Origin of the sequence: Pantoea sp. B9002 (assembly GCF_013385945.1) — a bacterium.
Lineage (GTDB): Bacteria > Pseudomonadota > Gammaproteobacteria > Enterobacterales > Enterobacteriaceae > Pantoea.
The window spans coordinates 68,862-86,674 of record NZ_JACAPA010000033.1; the positions used below are offsets into that span (position 1 = coordinate 68,862).

The 17,813-nt window shown below is 54.9% G+C and carries 14 protein-coding genes; 6 read left to right on the forward strand and 8 right to left on the reverse strand.

Going from position 1 to position 17,813, the window contains the following annotated elements; genetic code table 11:
- Window positions 1-49 precede the first annotated feature (49 nt).
- The 6 genes from sanA to metG all read right to left on the reverse strand — a co-directional run bounded on the left by sanA (window position 50) and on the right by metG (window position 7,089).
- A complete protein-coding gene (gene sanA, locus HX773_RS16200) occupies window positions 50-769 on the reverse strand; it encodes an outer membrane permeability protein SanA (RefSeq protein WP_008104952.1) in 720 nt (239 codons plus the stop codon).
- A 135-nt stretch (window positions 770-904) separates the two neighbouring features.
- The gene (locus HX773_RS16205; RefSeq protein ID WP_176972365.1) at window positions 905-2,602 is read right to left on the reverse strand and encodes an NAD-dependent malic enzyme; all 1,698 of its coding nucleotides are present in this window, start codon (window positions 2,600-2,602) and stop codon (window positions 905-907) included.
- 160 nt (window positions 2,603-2,762) lie between these two features.
- A complete protein-coding gene (gene cdd, locus HX773_RS16210) occupies window positions 2,763-3,659 on the reverse strand; it encodes a cytidine deaminase (protein ID WP_176972366.1) in 897 nt (298 codons plus the stop codon).
- A 124-nt stretch (window positions 3,660-3,783) separates the two neighbouring features.
- The gene (locus tag HX773_RS16215) at window positions 3,784-4,476 is read right to left on the reverse strand and encodes a CidB/LrgB family autolysis modulator (RefSeq protein ID WP_176972367.1); all 693 of its coding nucleotides are present in this window, start codon (window positions 4,474-4,476) and stop codon (window positions 3,784-3,786) included.
- Window positions 4,469-4,852 (reverse strand): CidA/LrgA family protein, encoded by a 384-nt coding sequence (locus HX773_RS16220; RefSeq protein WP_176972368.1) that lies wholly within the window; start codon window positions 4,850-4,852, stop codon window positions 4,469-4,471. Before HX773_RS16220 ends, HX773_RS16215 begins: the two co-directional genes overlap by 8 nt.
- Before the next feature lie 203 nt (window positions 4,853-5,055).
- Window positions 5,056-7,089 carry a methionine--tRNA ligase gene (gene metG / locus HX773_RS16225; protein ID WP_176972369.1) on the reverse strand — a complete coding sequence of 678 codons (2,034 nt, stop codon included), beginning with the start codon at window positions 7,087-7,089 and terminating at the stop codon, window positions 5,056-5,058.
- 161 nt (window positions 7,090-7,250) lie between these two features.
- Here metG and apbC point away from each other — a divergent pair, with 161 nt between their 5' ends.
- Window positions 7,251-8,363 (forward strand): iron-sulfur cluster carrier protein ApbC, encoded by a 1,113-nt coding sequence (apbC, locus tag HX773_RS16230; protein WP_176972370.1) that lies wholly within the window; start codon window positions 7,251-7,253, stop codon window positions 8,361-8,363.
- Here the strand turns inward: apbC and HX773_RS16235 are convergent.
- On the reverse strand, window positions 8,360-8,812 hold the full coding sequence (locus HX773_RS16235; protein ID WP_176972371.1) for a GNAT family N-acetyltransferase: 453 nt from the start codon (window positions 8,810-8,812) through the stop codon (window positions 8,360-8,362). The genes apbC and HX773_RS16235 overlap by 4 nt on opposite strands.
- A gap of 325 nt (window positions 8,813-9,137) precedes the next feature.
- On the opposite strand from HX773_RS16235, the gene ahpC reads away from it, so the two are divergent.
- From ahpC to HX773_RS16255, 4 genes are all read left to right on the forward strand, one after another.
- A complete protein-coding gene (gene ahpC / locus HX773_RS16240) occupies window positions 9,138-9,701 on the forward strand; it encodes an alkyl hydroperoxide reductase subunit C (RefSeq protein ID WP_007889514.1) in 564 nt (187 codons plus the stop codon).
- Between the two features lie 67 nt (window positions 9,702-9,768).
- Window positions 9,769-11,337, forward strand: coding sequence for an alkyl hydroperoxide reductase subunit F (gene ahpF, locus HX773_RS16245; protein WP_176972372.1), 1,569 nt, complete (start codon window positions 9,769-9,771; stop codon window positions 11,335-11,337).
- A 123-nt stretch (window positions 11,338-11,460) separates the two neighbouring features.
- Window positions 11,461-13,737, forward strand: a complete 2,277-nt coding sequence (locus tag HX773_RS16250) for an ATP-binding protein (RefSeq protein ID WP_176972373.1) — start codon at window positions 11,461-11,463, stop codon at window positions 13,735-13,737.
- Between the two features lie 126 nt (window positions 13,738-13,863).
- Window positions 13,864-16,176, forward strand: a complete 2,313-nt coding sequence (locus HX773_RS16255; RefSeq protein WP_176972374.1) for an ATP-binding protein — start codon at window positions 13,864-13,866, stop codon at window positions 16,174-16,176.
- Here the strand turns inward: HX773_RS16255 and HX773_RS16260 are convergent.
- Entirely contained in the window at window positions 16,142-16,846 is a 705-nt protein-coding gene (locus HX773_RS16260) for a response regulator transcription factor (RefSeq protein WP_176972375.1), read from the reverse strand. The two genes, HX773_RS16255 and HX773_RS16260, sit on opposite strands and share 35 nt — an antisense overlap.
- A gap of 573 nt (window positions 16,847-17,419) precedes the next feature.
- Between HX773_RS16260 and HX773_RS16265 the strand changes: the two genes are divergently transcribed.
- Window positions 17,420-17,809, forward strand: a complete 390-nt coding sequence (locus tag HX773_RS16265) for a hypothetical protein (protein ID WP_176972376.1) — start codon at window positions 17,420-17,422, stop codon at window positions 17,807-17,809.
- The last annotated feature ends 4 nt before the right edge of the window (window positions 17,810-17,813 follow it).

Consider the following 17,813-nt stretch of genomic DNA (forward strand, 5'->3'; position numbering starts at 1 on the left):
TTGGCGGTCGCCATAAATGGCGCCCCTACAAAAAACGCACCGGCCACACCTATTTCTGCAGCTTCTCTTCCAGCTCAAGCAACTGCTCCGGCGTCACCGCCGGATAACTCTGCGCATCTTCCGGCACTTCATGCACCGCAGGAATCGGCACTAACGGGCCGAGGAAACGCGGCTCGCGCTTCATCAAATATAAATCCGCCAGCGCACCTAAACGTGCACCCACTTCGCGGAAACGTACCGACAACATGTTTTTCGGCGATGGCACCGCATAACACTGCGCCTGAATCCCCAGATGCTGCGCGATATACAGCGCACGTTCGCAGTGGAAACGCTGGGTAATGATGATGAAGTCGTTGGTGTCGAACACTTTACGCGTGCGCACAATCGAATCCAGCGTGCGGAAGCCGGCGTAATCCAGCACGATGTCCGACGGCGCGACGCCCGCTTTGATCAAATCGCGACGCATGGTCATCGGTTCGTTATAGCTTTGCTGCGCATTATCACCGCTCAGCAGCAGGTAATTGACCTTGCCGCTGTTATAGGCGTTCAACGCGCCTTGAATGCGATAGAGGTAATACTGATTGATAACGCCCGTGCGGTAATACTTCGCTGTGCCCAAGACCACGCCGACCTGACGATGCGGCAGCGAGGTGACATCTTCGTAAATAAAGGGCGCGGTTTTCCAGCTGATCCAGCGATCCAGGCCGAGCGCGGTCGCCACCATCAGTAAGATGATGAAAAACAGACCAAAGAAAACGCGTTTAATCATGCGCGCGGGCACTCGGTTGGCAGAATTCAGAATGGATAAAGGCTACTTGAGGCGGGCGGGGGAAGCAAGCTAAGGGCAATTATGCGCTGGATTTTTAAGCATGGCCGGATCTAAGCGATCCGGCCATAAATCCGATTAAATCGAGGTACGACGATAATTACGATACTGCGGCAGCCAGAAGTTGTTGCTGACGGCTTTCGACAACACATCTTCCGACGTCACCACCGCCACGCCCGCCAGCTGCGCAGCTTTACCCACTTCGATGGCAATCAGCTTGGAAACGCCCTGAATGTCTTTGATCTCCGGCAGAACCGGACCTTCGCCATCGTTAACCAGCGGTGAGCAGTCGGCCAGCGCGCGGCTGGCGGTCATCAGCATCGAATCCGTCACGCGACTGGCACCCGCAGCGATAACACCCAAACCAATGCCAGGGAAGATATAGGAGTTATTGCACTGGGCGATTGGGTAGGTTTTGCCTTTCCAGGTGACCGGTGAGAACGGGCTCCCGGTGGCAACCAGCGCGGCGCCATCGGTCCAGGCGATGATGTCGGCTGGCGTCGCTTCAACGCGTGAAGTCGGGTTCGACAGCGGCATAACAATCGGACGCTTGGTGTGCTTGTGCATCTCGCGGATGATCTCTTCGGTGAACAGGCCTGGTTGGCCAGACACGCCGATCAGAATATCCGGCTTGGCGTTGCGCACCACGTCGAGCAGCGAAATTGAGTCGCTGCTGGTGTCCCAATCTTTCAGGCTGTCGCTCTTCTGCACCAGCTTGCTCTGGAAATTGAGCAGATTCGGCAGCTTGTCAGTGAGCAGACCGAAGCGATCGACCATCATCACGCGGGCACGTGCTTCATCATCGCTCAACCCTTCCGACTTCATCTGCGCGATGATCTGCTCGGCGATACCGCAACCGGCAGAACCGGCACCGAGGAACACCACTTTCTGCTCGCACAGGCGGCTGCCGGCAGCGCGGCTGGCGGCGATCAGGGTGCCGACGGTCACTGCGGCAGTGCCCTGAATATCGTCGTTGAAGCAGCAGATCTCATCGCGATAGCGCTCCAGCAGCGGCATGGCGTTTTTCTGCGCGAAGTCTTCGAACTGCAACAGCACGTTCGGCCAGCGACGATTCACCGCCTGAATGAACTCATTGACGAACTCTTCGTACTCTTCGCCAGTGATACGCGGATGACGCCAGCCCATATAGAGCGGATCGTTCAGCAGCTGCTGGTTGTTGGTACCAACATCCAGCACCACCGGCAAGGTGTAAGCCGGGCTGATGCCGCCACACGCGGTATACAGCGACAGCTTACCGATTGGGATGCCCATGCCGCCGATACCCAAATCGCCGAGGCCGAGAATACGTTCGCCATCGGTCACCACGATCACTTTTACATTCTGCTTAGTGGCGTTCTGCAGCATGTCTTCAATGCGGTCGCGATTGTTATAAGAGATGAACACGCCGCGCGCGCGACGATAGATTTCAGAGAAGTGTTCACAGGCCGCGCCGACCGTTGGGGTGTAGATGATCGGCATCATCTCTTCCAGATGATTGTCGAGCAGGCGGTAGAACAGGGTTTCGTTGGTGTCCTGGATGTTGCGCAGATAGACATGCTTGTCGTTGTTGTTTTTAAAATCCAGGAACTGGCGCCAGGCACGTTCTGCCTGCTCTTCGATGGTTTCTACCGCTTCCGGTAGCAGGCCGTTGAGGTTAAATTCGTTACGTTCTTCGAGGGTGAAGGCGCTGCCTTTGTTCAACAGCGGAAATTCCAGCAGGATCGGACCCGCATAAGGAATATACAGCGGGCGTTTACTTTCGTAGTCGAGTTCCATGCAGTGCTTGCTCCGGTTGCAGTGTTTTCTGACGTATCGCCGGGAAAAGGTAACGCCAGTCCATCTTGAAGTGAAGAGGTTCTGGCGCCCGATCCTATGAAAATTCCTGCAGATGTACAGCTTTTGTTAACAGAAGGTCACAAAAGCGGTAAAAGGATCACTAAACTGATGTTTTCGAAACTAAAGTAAGTGAGAAATCCTCACATCCTAACGCCTTAAGCGTAGCGCGGGTGGCATCCCGCTGACTCAGCGTGCTGTCCTGACATTCCGCCAAAACCGCTTGCTGAATTGTCTCCAGCGCTTCGTTGCTCATGTTCATCAAAATCAGTGCGGCCTGCAGCGGCGGCAAGCTTGGGTTGAAGGCGGCGTTTTCCGCATAGCGACCGATAAAGACCTTGCCGCTCTGGCTGCGCAGCGCCACGCCGCTGTAGCTCTGACTGTAAGGCGCGTGACTGTGATTGGCGGCGGCAATAGCGGCCTGTTGCAAAGCCTCGCCTGCAACCGCAAAACCATGATCGACCGGCGTCAGCAGACGTTCAGTGATGTTCAGATCGGCAGGGCCAAACGCATCCGGCAGATAGTCGCCCAGCGTGCTAACCGCGCGTCCCGGCAGGCTGATGCGAATCGCCGTGCCGCTGTTCAGCTCATTCATAAACTGACGGCAATGTCCGCACGGCGTGTAGTTAACGGTAATCGCCGCCAGCTTCTCTTCACCGCGCAGCCAGGCATGCGTTATGGCACTTTGCTCGGCGTGCACCGTCTGCTGCAGCGGGGTATGCAGGAACTCCATGTTGGCACCGAAGTACCAATGGCCGCTGACGCCGCGCGAAATCGCGCCGACATTAAAATGAGACACGGTTGCCACGGCGCAGCTCGCCGCCAGCGGTAGCAGTTCCAGCGCCAGCGCATCATCATCCAGACCGGTAAGCTGTTTCAGTTGCGCGACATCTTGCGGACGCAATACGCCATGGAAATCCGGCGCATCCAGCAGCGGCTGAATCGCAGCTTGCAGCGCAGCGGGCAGGGCGGAAAAAGCAGTAAGGAATCGTGAATGCATGATGTGATGGCCTCAGTTACGCGTTAGCGGCGATGCGCCGCCTGACGTTTTATATGTGATCCAAGTCGCTCTGACAATGCAAGCTGATTGGGTTGTTTCAACTTTGCGAGATCTCTCGCAAGTTTCAGCCCCACCAATGCATTAATAGCGGAAAAAGCAGCGGTGCCAGTAACGAGGTGATGATGCCGCAAATCACCAGCGCCAGTGAGCTGAACGCGCCTTCCTGATAATCGATCTCGGCTGCGCGCGCGGTACCTAACGCGTGCGATGCGTTACCAATCGCCAATCCGCGCGAGGATTTGTTTTTCACCTTAAACAGATTGAGCAGCATATGGCCAAACACCGCACCCAGCACGCCGGCGATAAGCACGCAGATGGCGCTGATGGCGGGAATGCCGTGCAGCGAGGCGGAGACCGCCATCGCAATCGGCGTGGTAACGGATTTCGGCATAATGGTGGCGGCGATTTCCGGCGTTGCGCCCATCCACAGCGCAATCGCGGTACCCGACACCATCGCCGTAATACTACCGATGAAGCAGACGCTGATAATGGTTTTCCAGCGCGCGCGAATCTGATGCATCTGCTCATACAGCGGCAACGCCAGTGCCACAACCGCCGGTTGCAGCAACTGATTGAGCAGGCTGCTGCCGGCAAAATAGCGCGTGTAAGGCAGGTTAGTCAGCAGCAGAATCGGAATGACAATCGCCATCGCTACCAGCAATGGATTGACGATGGAGATATTAATTTTCGCCGCCAGCTTACGCGCCAGAAAATAGGCGATCACGGTCAGCGGCAGCGACCACCATGCATCACTCATTCGACTTCTCCTGCGGGCGCTGCAAGCGCTCTGCGCTGAGCCCGACAATCAGCAGCACCATAAAAGTACTGACAATGCACGACACCACAATCGGTCCAAACTGCGCGGTGAGGATATCGGTATAGCCCATTACGCCGACGCTAATCGGCACAAACAGCAGCGCCATATAGCGAATCAGCAAATGGCATCCGGGCTTCACCCACTCAACCGGCATGATTTGCAGACCCAGCAGCAGGAACAGCAGCAGCATGCCGATGATACTGCCGGGAATGGTTATCGGGAGCAGGGCAGAAATCCCCATTCCGGCGTAAAGCGCCGCATAAATGATCACGAAGGCGCGCACATAGCGCCAACAAGCAGAGAGAACGGCAGGCATGTCAGGCTCCTGTTTTCGTAGCGCTTTATCATACGCACTAAGCTATTAGCGTGCTAGCGATCACAATACTGTCTGACCTGGTCGCCATAAATGGCGACCCTACGAAAAACGCGCCAATCCTTTGTAGGGTCGCCATTTATGGTGACCCCACAATGCGCAGGATCAACAGGTACAAAAAAGCCGCCCTGAGGCGGCTTGTTAGCTTACTTAACCGGCATGCCCGGTACTGCGCCGCTATCAACGGACAGCACAAACAGGTCTTTGCCGCCCGGGCCCGCTGACAGCACCATGCCTTCTGAAATACCGAAGCGCATTTTACGCGGCGCGAGGTTGGCGACGATGATGGTCATCTTGCCGACCAGCACCGACGGATCCGGATAGGCAGCGCGAATGCCAGAGAAAATCTGACGCTTCTCGCCACCCACATCCAGCTCCAGACGCAGCAGCTTATCGGAACCTTCTACCAGCTCTGCTTTCTCGATCAGCGCCACGCGCATATCGACCTTAGCAAAATCATCGATGGTGATGGTGTCGCCAATCGGCGCATCCGCCAAAGGACCGGTTGCCGCAGGCTTGTTTGCCGCCGCCGCATCCTCTTTCGAAGCCTCAACCAGCGCGTCAACTTTGGTCATCTCGATACGGCCATACAGCGCTTTGAACGGTGCCACTTCATGATCCAGCAGCGGTTGGGCAATCGCATCCCAGCTCAGTTCGCTCTGCAGGAAGGCTTCGGTACGTTCGGTCAGCGATGGCAGCACCGGCTTCAGCCAGGTCATCAAGACGCGGAACAGGTTGATACCCATGGAGCAGATCGCCTGCAGGTCGGCATCGCGGCCTTCTTGCTTTGCCACCACCCAAGGTGCCTGCTCATCGACATAGCGGTTCGCCAGGTCGGCCAGCGCCATGATTTCACGGATCGCGCGGTTATATTCGCGGCTGGCCCAGGCTTCACCAATCTTCTCTGAAGCATCCACAAAGGTCTGATACAGCGCCGGATCCGCCAGTTCACTCGCCAGCTTGCCGCCAAAGCGTTTGGTCAGGAAGCCCGCATTACGTGACGCCAGGTTTACCACTTTGTTCACCACGTCCGCATTCACGCGCTGCACGAAATCTTCCAGATTCAGGTCGATGTCGTCGATGCGTGAAGAGAGCTTGGCCGCGTAGTAATAACGCAGGCTGTCGGCATCCAGATGCTGCAACCAGGTGCTGGCTTTAATAAAGGTGCCGCGCGATTTAGACATCTTCGCGCCATTCACCGTTACATAACCGTGTACGAACAGGTTGGTTGGCTTGCGGAAGTTGCTGCCTTCCAGCATCGCCGGCCAGAACAGGCTGTGGAAATAGACGATGTCTTTACCGATGAAGTGATACAGCTCGGTAGTGGAATCTTTCTTCCAGAATTCGTCAAAATCGATATCGCCGCGTTTGTCGCACAGGTTTTTGAATGAACCCATGTAACCGATTGGCGCATCCAGCCAGACGTAGAAATATTTGCCCGGCGCGCCAGGAATTTCGAAGCCGAAGTAAGGTGCGTCGCGGGAGATATCCCACTGCTGCAAGCCAGACTCGAACCACTCTTGCATCTTGTTAGCCACCTGCTCTTGCAGCGCGCCTGAACGCGTCCACGCCTGCAGCATCGCGCTGAAAGAGGGCAGATCAAAGAAGAAGTGCTCGGAATCGCGCAGCACCGGCGTCGCGCCTGAGACCACAGATTTCGGGTCGATCAGCTCGGTTGGGCTGTAGGTCGCGCTGCACACTTCGCAGTTGTCGCCATACTGATCCGGTGACTTACATTTCGGGCAGGTGCCTTTGACGAAACGGTCCGGCAGGAACATGCCTTTCTCAGGATCGTACAGCTGCGAAATGGTGCGGTTCTTGATGAAGCCGTTCTCTTTCAGACGACCATAAATCAGCTCGGACAGCTGACGGTTTTCGTCGCCGTGCGTTGAGTGATAGTTGTCGTAGCTGATGTTGAAGCCAGCGAAATCCGTTTCGTGCTCCTGCTTCATCTCCGCGATCATCTGCTCCGGCGCGATGCCCAGCTGCTGAGCTTTCAGCATAATCGGCGTGCCGTGGGCGTCGTCTGCACAGATGAAGTGAACCTGGTTGCCACGCATTCGCTGGTAACGGACCCAAATGTCAGCCTGAATGTGTTCAAGCATGTGACCGAGATGGATTGAACCGTTTGCGTACGGCAGTGCGCACGTTACCAGAATTTTTTTAGCGACTTGAGTCATGTTTGCGTAGCGTTCCGTTGAAGAAAAATCGGTGTTAGATGTTAACCGAAGCACCCTCTGGCGTAAACACAGCTGGACATCCGCGTCACTTTTAGCGCCTATCTGATATTATTGAACAGACACCGCCGCAATCTGGCGTGACGAATAAACAAGGAGAGGGGATGACTTCACAATCCCAGCAACATCATTCACCTGAAGCGCTGCGAGCATTGGTTATCGGCGTGCTAAGTGACTTTGAACATCCGACGCTGCAACACAACCTGACAACGCTGAAAGCGCTGCGCCACGTCGCACTGCTGGATGACAAGCTGCATATCGAACTGGTGATGCCGTTCGCGTGGGCCAGCGCTTTTGAAGAGCTGAAAGCGCAAACCAGCGCCGAACTGCTGCGCCTGACGGACGCCAGCGCCATTGACTGGCGGCTGCGCCACGACATCGCCACGCTGAAGCGAGTGAAAAATCATCCGGGCGCGACCGGTGTGAAGAACATCATCGCCGTCAGTTCCGGCAAAGGTGGCGTGGGCAAATCCAGCACCGCTGTGAATATGGCGCTGGCGCTGATTGCCGAAGGGGCGCGCGTGGGGATTCTCGATGCGGATATTTACGGTCCGTCGATCCCTAACATGCTCGGCACCGAAAATCAGCGTCCGACTTCGCCGGATGGCACGCATATGGCACCCATTATGGCGCACGGTCTGGCGACCAATTCGATTGGTTATCTGGTCACCGACGACAACGCTATGGTGTGGCGCGGTCCAATGGCCAGCAAAGCCCTGATGCAGCTGCTCAACGAAACTATGTGGCCGGATCTCGATTATCTGATTCTCGATATGCCGCCAGGCACCGGCGATATTCAGCTGACGCTGGCACAAAACGTGCCGGTGACCGGCGCGTTAGTGGTCACCACGCCGCAGGACATCGCCTTGATTGATGCGCGTAAAGGGATGGTGATGTTCGAGAAAGTGAGCGTGCCGGTGCTGGGCGTGGTCGAGAACATGAGCATGCACATCTGCAGCCAATGCGGACATCACGAGCCGATTTTCGGCACTGGCGGTGCGCAGAAGCTGGTGGAGGATTACAGCACCCGCTTACTGGCCCAGCTGCCGCTGCACATTACGCTGCGGGAAGATCTGGATGATGGCGAACCGACCGTGGTGCGCCGTCCGGAGAGTGATTTCACCGCGCTCTACCGCCAACTGGCGGGTCGCGTTGCGGCGCAGCTCTATTGGCAGGGAGAAATTATCCCTGGCGATATCGCGTTCCGCGCGGTTTAACGCCGTCCATTTCCGCTGGCGCGCGTCGCCAGCGGGAAATGCATCAGCACATATTTTCCCTGCTCGCTCTCGCCAACCGCTTCGCGCCGCCAGCCGTGTTTAAGATAAAAATCCATCGCCGCCTGATTCTGTTGCAGGCATTTCAAGGCGCCCGTCGAGCTAAATCGCGACTGTACTTTTTCTAACAGCGCGCTGCCCACGCCTTGTCCCTGCGCATCGGGATCGACGTACAGGCTATGCAGGAAGTTGTCATTATCCAGCACCGCCGCAAACCCCACGCGATGCCCGTCCCGTTCGGCGACCAGCACGGTTTCACCCAAAATCACCGCATCGAAATCTTCTAACTGCCAATCATCGCCATCCAGCCACGTCCAGTTATGGCGTCGCGCGGCAAGATACAGCGTGCGCAGAAAAGGCCGATCGGCTTCGTCAAAAAAACGTATATGCACCTGAGAGCTCCATTTAATGAGATGCACAGATGCTGTAGCGGCGCAATTTATTGCGCGCTGTTGACGTTTGTTCCGTCTGAGAGATGCGCGATAAATCGCGCCGCTACAAATCCGTGCAATAACGCAACTTAAAGTAGCAGTTTCACCGCAAAAAGATAAAGCCTGTCAGAACCGCGCCATTTTTGTGTAGAATGCCTCCGCGAGCCGCATGAAATCTGGCGTCGGCGCTTTGATAGCTTTTGGTTATCTGATTGATAACGTCTGCATATTAGAAGTTGGCCCGAAAATTCTGTAACTTGCATCACATCTTTTAACGGAGGTCACCATGTCCATCATTAATACCAAGATCAAACCATTTAAAAACGCAGCGTTCAAAAACGGCGAATTCATCGAAGTCACCGAGAAAGACGTTGAAGGTAAATGGAGTGTTTTCTTCTTCTACCCGGCTGACTTCACCTTCGTATGCCCAACCGAACTGGGTGACGTTGCAGACCATCACGAAGAATTCCAGAAACTGGGTGTAGATATCTACTCTGTTTCTACTGACACGCACTTTACCCACAAAGCCTGGCACGGTTCTTCTGACACCATCGCGAAAATCAAATACGCGATGATCGGTGACCCAACTGGCGCGCTGACCCGTAACTTCGAAATCATGCGCGAAGACGAAGGTCTGGCAGACCGCGGTACCTTCATCGTTGACCCGGAAGGCATCATCCAGGCGATCGAAATCACTGCAGAAGGCATTGGCCGTGACGCATCTGACCTGATCCGTAAAGTGAAAGCAGCTCAGTACGTTGCTTCTCACCCAGGTGAAGTTTGCCCGGCTAAATGGAAAGAAGGCGAAGCAACTCTGGCTCCATCACTGGACCTGGTTGGCAAAATCTAAGTTAGCCGCCATTCGATCTTTCTCTATCGGGTGCTACGGCACCCGATTTTCATGACAGGAACTCACTATGCTCGACACCAATTTAAAAACCCAACTCAAGGCTTACCTTGAGAAACTAACGAAACCGGTTGAGTTGATTGCCACATTGGATGATGGCGCCAAATCCGCAGAGATCCGCTCTCTGTTGGCCGATATCGCGGGCTTGTCAGACAAAGTCAGCTTCCGTGAAGAGAACGATCGTCCGGTGCGTAAACCCTCTTTCCTGATTACTAACCCAGGCAGCCAGAGCGGTCCGCGCTTTGCCGGTTCGCCAATGGGTCACGAATTTACTTCACTGGTTTTAGCCTTGCTGCAAACCGGTGGACACCCTTCGAAAGAAGCGCAGAGCCTGCTGGATCAGGTTGTGGCTTTGGAAGGCGACTTCCACTTCGAAACTTATTACTCACTGTCGTGCCACAACTGTCCTGACGTGGTACAGGCGCTGAACCTGATGGCGGTACTGAACCCGCGTATCAGCCATACCGCGATTGACGGCGGTATGTTCCAGAACGAAATCACCGAGCGCAACGTGATGGGCGTGCCGGCAGTGTTCCTTAACGGCAAAGAGTTCGGTCAGGGCCGTCTGAGCCTGGCGGAAATCGTCGGTAAAGTGGACACCAACGCTGACAAGCGTGCGGCAGAAGAGCTGAACAAACGTGATGCCTACGAAGTGCTGATCGTCGGCAGCGGCCCAGCGGGCGCAGCAGCAGCAATTTACTCTGCACGTAAAGGTATCCGCACTGGCCTGATGGGCGAGCGTTTCGGTGGTCAGGTGCTGGACACCGTAGACATTGAAAACTACATCTCGGTACCGAAAACCGAAGGCGCTAAGCTGGCCGGTTCTCTGCGTGCCCACGTTGATGATTACGACGTCGATGTGATTGATACCCAGAGCGCTATCAAGCTGATTCCGGCGGCGAAAGAGGGCGGTCTGCACGCGATTGAAACCGCCTCTGGCGCGGTATTGAAATCACGCAGCATCATCATTGCTACCGGCGCACGCTGGCGCAACATGGGCGTACCGGGCGAAGAGCAGTATCGCACCAAGGGCGTAACCTATTGCCCACACTGCGACGGCCCACTGTTCAAAGGCAAACGCACGGCGGTGATCGGCGGCGGTAACTCAGGCGTGGAAGCGGCAATCGATTTGGCCGGTATTGTTGAGCACGTAACGCTGCTGGAATTTGCCAGCGAAATGCGCGCCGACAAAGTGCTGCAGGACAAACTGCGCAGCCTGAAAAACGTCGATGTGATTCTGAACGCACAGACCACCGAAGTGAAAGGCGACGGCAGCAAAGTCACCAGCCTGACCTACATCGACCGTAACAACCAGAGCAGCCACGAAATCGCGCTGAGCGGCATCTTCGTGCAGATTGGTTTGCTGCCGAACACCACCTTCCTGGAAGGTGCGGTTGAGCGCAACAAGATGGGCGAAATCATCATCGATGCCAAGTGCGAAACCAGCCTGAAAGGCGTGTTCGCCGCAGGCGACTGCACCACGGTGCCGTACAAGCAGATCATCATCGCCAGCGGTGAAGGCGCGAAAGCCTCACTCAGCGCCTTTGATTATCTGATCCGCACCAAACCGGCTGAATAAGTTTTGCGATAGCCACGCAATAGCCCCGCAACCTGTGTTGCGGGGCTTTTTTTTATCTGCATTTCCATGCGTGTTCAACGCGGCTACACTGCGAATGGGTGACGATGAGCAGAGGAAGCGCGGATGAACAGGCTGTTATTGATCTTGCTGTTAGTGGTGAATGTGGCGCAGGCGCAGCGCATTTCTTTGACGCCACAACAACAAGCGTGGATTCAGGCGCATCCCGACATCACTTATACCGTCACCGATCGCTGGCCGCAGGATTACCGTGAAAACGGTAAACCGGTGGGTTTGAGCCGCACCATCCTCGATGAAATCAGCGAACGTACCGGGCTGCATTTCACCTACGTTGCACCTGAAGAGGCGCTACTCAATCCGCCGATGATTAACGCGGCAGTCAGCGCGGAGCTGATTCCCCCGCATGAGAAACAGCGCTGGCTGTTCACTCAATCCTGGATGCAAACCATGCCGATGCTGGTGGGCCGCAAAGAGACGGTGGATATTCGCGCTATCGAACGTTTAGACGGAAAACGGCTTGGAATTGCACAATCATCGGAATATGAGCCGTGGATCAGGAAGCATTATCCGGCGATTCAACTGGTCGATTATCCCAGCGTCAGCGAAGCGTTGCGCGCTGTTGATGAGCGTCAGGTTGATGCGGTGATTGGTTCCGGTTTGATCATTCTGCCGATACTGCAGCGTTCCTACGCAGGCGATTTGGCAGTGACCGGACAGGTACCGGAAATGGCCAGCGGCATCAATATGGCTATCGATCCGGCCTATCCCGAATTGCGCGACATCATTAATGCGGCCTTTATCACCATCAATGGTGTCGACGCGCAAAACATCTTTAAACGCTGGGTGGGCATTGTCGATTTGGGCACGCCGTCGATTGGCGTGATTGTTGAGCACTATCGTTATCAGCTTATCGCGTTTGCCACGCTGCTGCTGTTACTGCTGTTAGCACTGCGCAGTGCGATTAAAGCGCGCCGCCGTGCGCAGGCGAGTGAAAAAAGTAAGTCAGAATTTCTCGCCATCATGAGCCATGAAATTCGCACCCCGATGAACGCCATCATCGCCTCGCTGGAATTGCTGCAACAGCCGGCGACGGAGAAAAAGCAGCAAGAGTATCAGGCGCTGGCGCTCTCCTCCTCGCAGGATCTGCTCGAGCTGCTTAATAACGTACTGGATCACAGCAAACTCACTCAGCAGGATATTCCTCTGCATCCTGCTCCATGTGAAATCAGTCAATTACTGGCGGCAGTCTGCGACAGCCAGCGCCCTTCGGCTGAGCGCAAGGGGGTGAAATTACTCCTCGATCTGCAGCCCGCGCTGGAGACATTGTGGCTGGAAGTGGATGCGCATCGTTTGCGGCAAATTGTGAATAACTTGCTGTCAAATGCGGTGAAGTTCACCGATAGCGGGACTATTACTTTAAAAGCCGATTGGCAAAGCGAGCCGGGATTACCGCATGCCTTAACCCTCGCGGTGGAAGATACCGGCATCGGTATCGCGCCCGCCGATCAGCAGCGCATGTTTCAGGCCTGGCAGCAGGCGGAGAGTCGTGGTGCACGCGTGCGCAGCGGCAGCGGTTTGGGGCTCTATCTGTGTCGTACGCTGGCGAAACGCATGGGCGGTGATTTAACGCTGAGCAGTGAAGAGGGCAAAGGCAGCGTCTTCACCTGTATTTTGCCGCTTAATCAAAGTCGCACACCAGAAAGCATCGAAGCACCGCGCCCGATGTCCGCACTTCCGGCTGGGCTGTCGGTTTTGGTAGTGGAAGACCATCCGGCAAATCAGCAGGTGCTGGCAGCGCAGCTCACACAACTGAACTGCCATTATGAAATGGTCGAGAGCGCCGAACAGGCACTACAGCTGCTGGAAGAGGAAAATTACTACGATATCATGCTGTTAGATTGCAATTTGCCGGGCAAGGATGGCTACTGGCTGGCCGAGCAAATTCGTCAGTTTGAAACCGAACAGCAGCGCGATCGCACGCCGCTGGTGGCGATCTCCGCCGTCAGCAGTCTTGAGCATCGGCAACGTTGTTTAACCAGCGGTATGGATGATGTGCTGGTTAAACCGATTCGCTTAGCCGAGCTAGCAGAGAAACTGGGACTCTATCTCGCCATCAGCGAAGCGGATACGCCGCTGGTAAGTGATGAAGTGATGTTATGGCTGCAACAAGATCGGGATAACTTTGTTCACGCCTGTGAACAGCGCGATGTGCCGCATATGATCCACTTTGTGCATCGCATTCTCGGCGTGGCGCAGATGTATCAGCTGCCGGAACTGGCTCAGCAAGCCGAAGAGATTGAAACCCAGCTACGCCAGCAACCGTTGCCCGCCGCAGAAACCTTAATGGATTGGCAAACGCAGGTTAACAACCTGATGCCCTGAGATAAGGCAATTGAGAGTGCTCTCGTAGAGCGGATGACGTTTTTTTCATCAAATAGCCTGCCTAATCCTGCTGCATCAGCGTGTTAAGCGCGCAGCAGTTGGTCTCATTTGTCAGGTTATTACGTTATGCGCGCTTTGCTATCGGGCTTGCTGCTTCTGGCCGGCCTGCTACTTTCTTACTCCACTTTCGCTGCACCGATCGCCTTTACCGAGGATGAGCAGCGCTGGATCGCTGCGCATCGTGATGTTCCTTACCACTTCATCGCCAGCTGGCCGCTGGATTATCAGGAAGAGAATCAACATATTGGGCTGAGTCGCGATTATCTGGATCAAATAAGCGAGATAACCGGCCTGCGCTTTGTGCTGGCGGAAAAGAGCGGGCAGTCACCGAAGTTAATTTCAGCGATAGCGCCTGAGCTGCTGGCGGTGGATCAGCTGGAAGGTTGGCTGTTCAGCAATCGCTGGCTTGCGACCAGCGCCTCGGTGATCACCCACAACAACAGCGCAACCATTCACTCCCTTGAGCAACTGCGCGGTAAACGTGTCGCGGTGCGTAGCGGAACGCTATATGAAAGCTGGCTGAAAGAGAACTGCCCCGACATTCTGTTATTGCCGGTGAACCATACGCGCGAAGTGTTTCAGGCGGTGTATGAAGATCGCGCCGATTTAGGCATTGGCTCTAGTCTGGTGATGCGTCCACTGCTGTGGCGCTACTATTCCCACAAGCTGGCGATTGCCGGCCAAATTCCCGAATTATCTGCCAGCCTAACGATGGGCGTTTCCGCCGCCGATCCGCAGTTGTTGAGCATCATCAATAAAGCGTTAAGCGCCATTCCAGCCGCCGATGCCAACGAGATGTTTAGCCGTTGGGTAGGTGACATGCGCCTTGGCTATCCATCGATGGGTGTGATTTTTTCCCTCTACCATTGGGAAATCTTCACCTTTTGCTTTTTAGTTTTGCTGCTGGGCTGGTTGCTACAGCGCGCGATTATGCATCGCCGTCGCGCTACCGCCAGCGAGGAGCGCAAAACTCAGTTTCTCGCCATGATGAGCCATGAAATCCGTACGCCGATGAATGCAATGATTGCCTCGCTGGAACTGATGAAACGTAACGAGAATGCGCATCAGCAGGAGCAATATCTGGCGCTCGCCTCTTCGTCGGCACGCAGCCTGCTCGATCTGCTCAACGATATTCTTGATCACAGCAAGCTCTCCGCAGAGTGCATCGTTATTGATAGCCAGCCTTTTGACCTCAGCGAACTGATCAACACCATTTGCGCGAGTTATCGCCCGATGATGGCGGAAAAAGGGCTGAATCTGTTAATTACCATTGATGAACCGCTCAAAAAGCAGTGGATGAAAGGCGATCCTCATCGCTTACGCCAAATCATCAATAACCTGCTCTCTAACGCGATTAAGTTCACCCATCAGGGCGCTATTTCGCTGACGCTGGAGGCAGAATTCTTCGCCGATAACACCTGCATGATCGCGCTGGCGGTGGCGGATACCGGCATTGGTATTGCGCCGGAAGCGCAAAAAAACTTGTTTGATGCCTGGACGCAGGTCGATGACGGTGCCGATCGCCGTTATGGCGGCAGCGGATTAGGTTTATGGATTTCACAACAACTGGTAACGCTAATGCGCGGTGCGCTGACCTGCCAAAGCCAGCCGGGCGAGGGCAGCACCTTTACCCTGAAAGTGCCTTTACGCCTTTGCACTGCAAAATCCCCGGCGCTTGAGCCTGCGTTACCGCGTTTTACGCCGGACACCATGATTCTACTGGTGGAAGATCATCCCGCCGCGCAGCGGACTTTCCAGGCGCAGTTGGCCACGCTCGGTTGTCAGGTGGAACTGGCGGAGAACGGCGCGCAAGCGTTAGCGTTGCTGGAAGAGGAGAATTACTACGATGTGATTCTGCTGGACGTTAATTTGCCAGACATCAGCGGTTATGACATCGCCAGGCGCTTACGCGTGCTGGAGCGCGAACGCGGTAATGAAGCCACGCCGGTGGTGGCGATTTCCGCCATGAGTGACGATGCGCATTTTGAGCAATGCGAAGCCAGCGGCTTTGATGCGGTGCTCAGTAAACCGATTATCCTCACCGCATTGGCCAGTTGTTTACGTCGCTGGTGCCATCTGGCGGCAGCGAGCGGTGTGCATGTGCAACGTGAAGAGTCCGAACAACAGGAGCTACAAGCGTGGCTGGAGGAAGATGTTAGCGGATTCAATCATGCTTGTGAGGCGATGGACACCCGTTTAATGCAGCACCATGTGCATCGTCTGCGCGGCACCGCACAAATCTTTCAGATGAACGGCCTGGCGCAGTTGGCGGGAACCATCGAAAGCCAACTGCGCGCAGGTGCAACCGTCAGTGAAGAGCTTGCCCGCCAATGGTGGGATTCGCTTAGATGTGAAGTGACTTCAGCAATTCGTCCTTGATGATAAAGAGTTCATGATCGGCTTTCAGTCCAAGCTTGCGCATGGCGCTCTGCTTTTGGCCGCTGATGGTTTTCAGGCTGCGGTTAAACTTCTCGGCGATGTCGGTTACCGTCATGCCGGCAAGAAAACAGCGAATCACTTCCTGCTCTTTCGGCGACAGCGCCGACAAACTTACCGCCTGGCGCACATTGGCCTCGCTGTAGTTGCCGCTGATCAGCACTTCGCCATGGCGCTGCTGATTCGCCAGTTCCTGCGCCATCTGCGGTTCAATAAAGGTGCGGCCACGGCTCACTTCCAGCGCCGCGTTTTGAATCTCTTCAAACGGGCGATTTTTACCGATAAAGCCTTGAGCACCTCCGCGCAGTGCCAGCGCCACCGTGGCGGGATTGTAATGTGCTGACACCACCAGCACCGCGACGTCCGGGTGTAAACGCGTCAAGGTTTTGATCAGGTTCAGGCCATCGACATCGGCCGGTGCCAGTTCATAATCGGCGATCACCACATCGACCTTGATGGTTTTAATGCAGTTCAGCAACTCCTTGCTGCTGGTAAAGGTTCCCACTACATCGAAGTCGGGATTTTCCCGCAGTACATCACTGAGCCCGCGCAACACCAGGAAGTGATCATCCAGCAGGGCGATAGAGACGTTATTACGACGGAATGTTTTCATCCTCAAACACTCTTGCTTATCAATAGGGGGGTGAGAATCAGTGTACTGTATTTTTGCTGGCTGTATGACGTAAGCGGCTGTTGAAAGCGCGACGTGTCAAGGTTACAGCGGCCGGAAATTACCGCGCTTAACCACCAATGTCATCTTTTTTGTTTGATAATTGGCGTCAGCCGCCAAAAATTTCCAGAAAGGGTGAATATATCGCCGCAGATTAGCCTGGCCTGTGAAGACTATTAATCTTCATGATGTTCGCTACGAGAACGGGAATATTTTTTGAGAGTGCTCTCGTAGCGAAGAATAGTGGCTCTGCCTATTATGTCACCCGAACGTTAAGCCTCTCCGAACAAGATTTTGCACGTTATCCACTGATGTTAAACACCTAATTTCCTGCGGTATAGCCACAAGGAAAGGGCCAGTTACAGCTATTGATATTACCGAACACCTTGGGTAATAACGGGATAACGAGAGCGCCGCAAGGGATAAAAACATCCCGCATCCTGCAATAAAATAAATGCGCCAGCAGATTGAAGCGAGAGACTTAATTTGCCCCCAATCGACTGGAACTTATTAGTCATGAAACTTTCAGGATATTTTAAATTCGGAGCCACTATCGGTAGCGTATTAATGCTTACCGGCTGTTTTTCCCTGCCTAATGCCAATGCATCCTATCACGCGGAAACCATCCCGGCCGCGCAGCATGCTAATCAACTATCCAGCCTCAATCGCTGCCAGGCCGAAGTTTCTGCGCTGGCGCAGTACGATGAGGCACGTTTTCAGCAACAGCACGATGCGCTCAACGGGCTGATGGATCGCAGCGCCAAATACCTGCTTACCCGCCCGCAACTTGCCGCCGATATGCAAGCCACGCTCGACAGCGTGTATCAGGCTGAGCTGGCAAAGCGTTGTCAGCAGATTCACAGCGAACTGTTCCGCGCCATGCTGGCGCAGGCGGATGGGGAGTGATGCG

What these genes read in the sequence shown, in the direction of transcription:
- HX773_RS16265 (WP_176972376.1), top strand. Translation starts at nt 17,420, where the DNA reads ATGAAACTTTCAGGATATTTTAAATTCGGAGCCACTATCGGTAGCGTA.
- metG (WP_176972369.1), bottom strand. Translation starts at nt 7,089, where the DNA reads ATGACTCAAGTCGCTAAAAAAATTCTGGTAACGTGCGCACTGCCGTAC.
- HX773_RS16250 (WP_176972373.1), top strand. Translation starts at nt 11,461, where the DNA reads ATGAACAGGCTGTTATTGATCTTGCTGTTAGTGGTGAATGTGGCGCAG.
- HX773_RS16205 (WP_176972365.1), bottom strand. Translation starts at nt 2,602, where the DNA reads ATGGAACTCGACTACGAAAGTAAACGCCCGCTGTATATTCCTTATGCG.
- sanA (WP_008104952.1), bottom strand. Translation starts at nt 769, where the DNA reads ATGATTAAACGCGTTTTCTTTGGTCTGTTTTTCATCATCTTACTGATG.
- HX773_RS16260 (WP_176972375.1), bottom strand. Translation starts at nt 16,846, where the DNA reads ATGAAAACATTCCGTCGTAATAACGTCTCTATCGCCCTGCTGGATGAT.
- HX773_RS16255 (WP_176972374.1), top strand. Translation starts at nt 13,864, where the DNA reads ATGCGCGCTTTGCTATCGGGCTTGCTGCTTCTGGCCGGCCTGCTACTT.
- HX773_RS16215 (WP_176972367.1), bottom strand. Translation starts at nt 4,476, where the DNA reads ATGAGTGATGCATGGTGGTCGCTGCCGCTGACCGTGATCGCCTATTTT.
- ahpC (WP_007889514.1), top strand. Translation starts at nt 9,138, where the DNA reads ATGTCCATCATTAATACCAAGATCAAACCATTTAAAAACGCAGCGTTC.
- HX773_RS16220 (WP_176972368.1), bottom strand. Translation starts at nt 4,852, where the DNA reads ATGCCTGCCGTTCTCTCTGCTTGTTGGCGCTATGTGCGCGCCTTCGTG.
- apbC (WP_176972370.1), top strand. Translation starts at nt 7,251, where the DNA reads ATGACTTCACAATCCCAGCAACATCATTCACCTGAAGCGCTGCGAGCA.
- cdd (WP_176972366.1), bottom strand. Translation starts at nt 3,659, where the DNA reads ATGCATTCACGATTCCTTACTGCTTTTTCCGCCCTGCCCGCTGCGCTG.
- ahpF (WP_176972372.1), top strand. Translation starts at nt 9,769, where the DNA reads ATGCTCGACACCAATTTAAAAACCCAACTCAAGGCTTACCTTGAGAAA.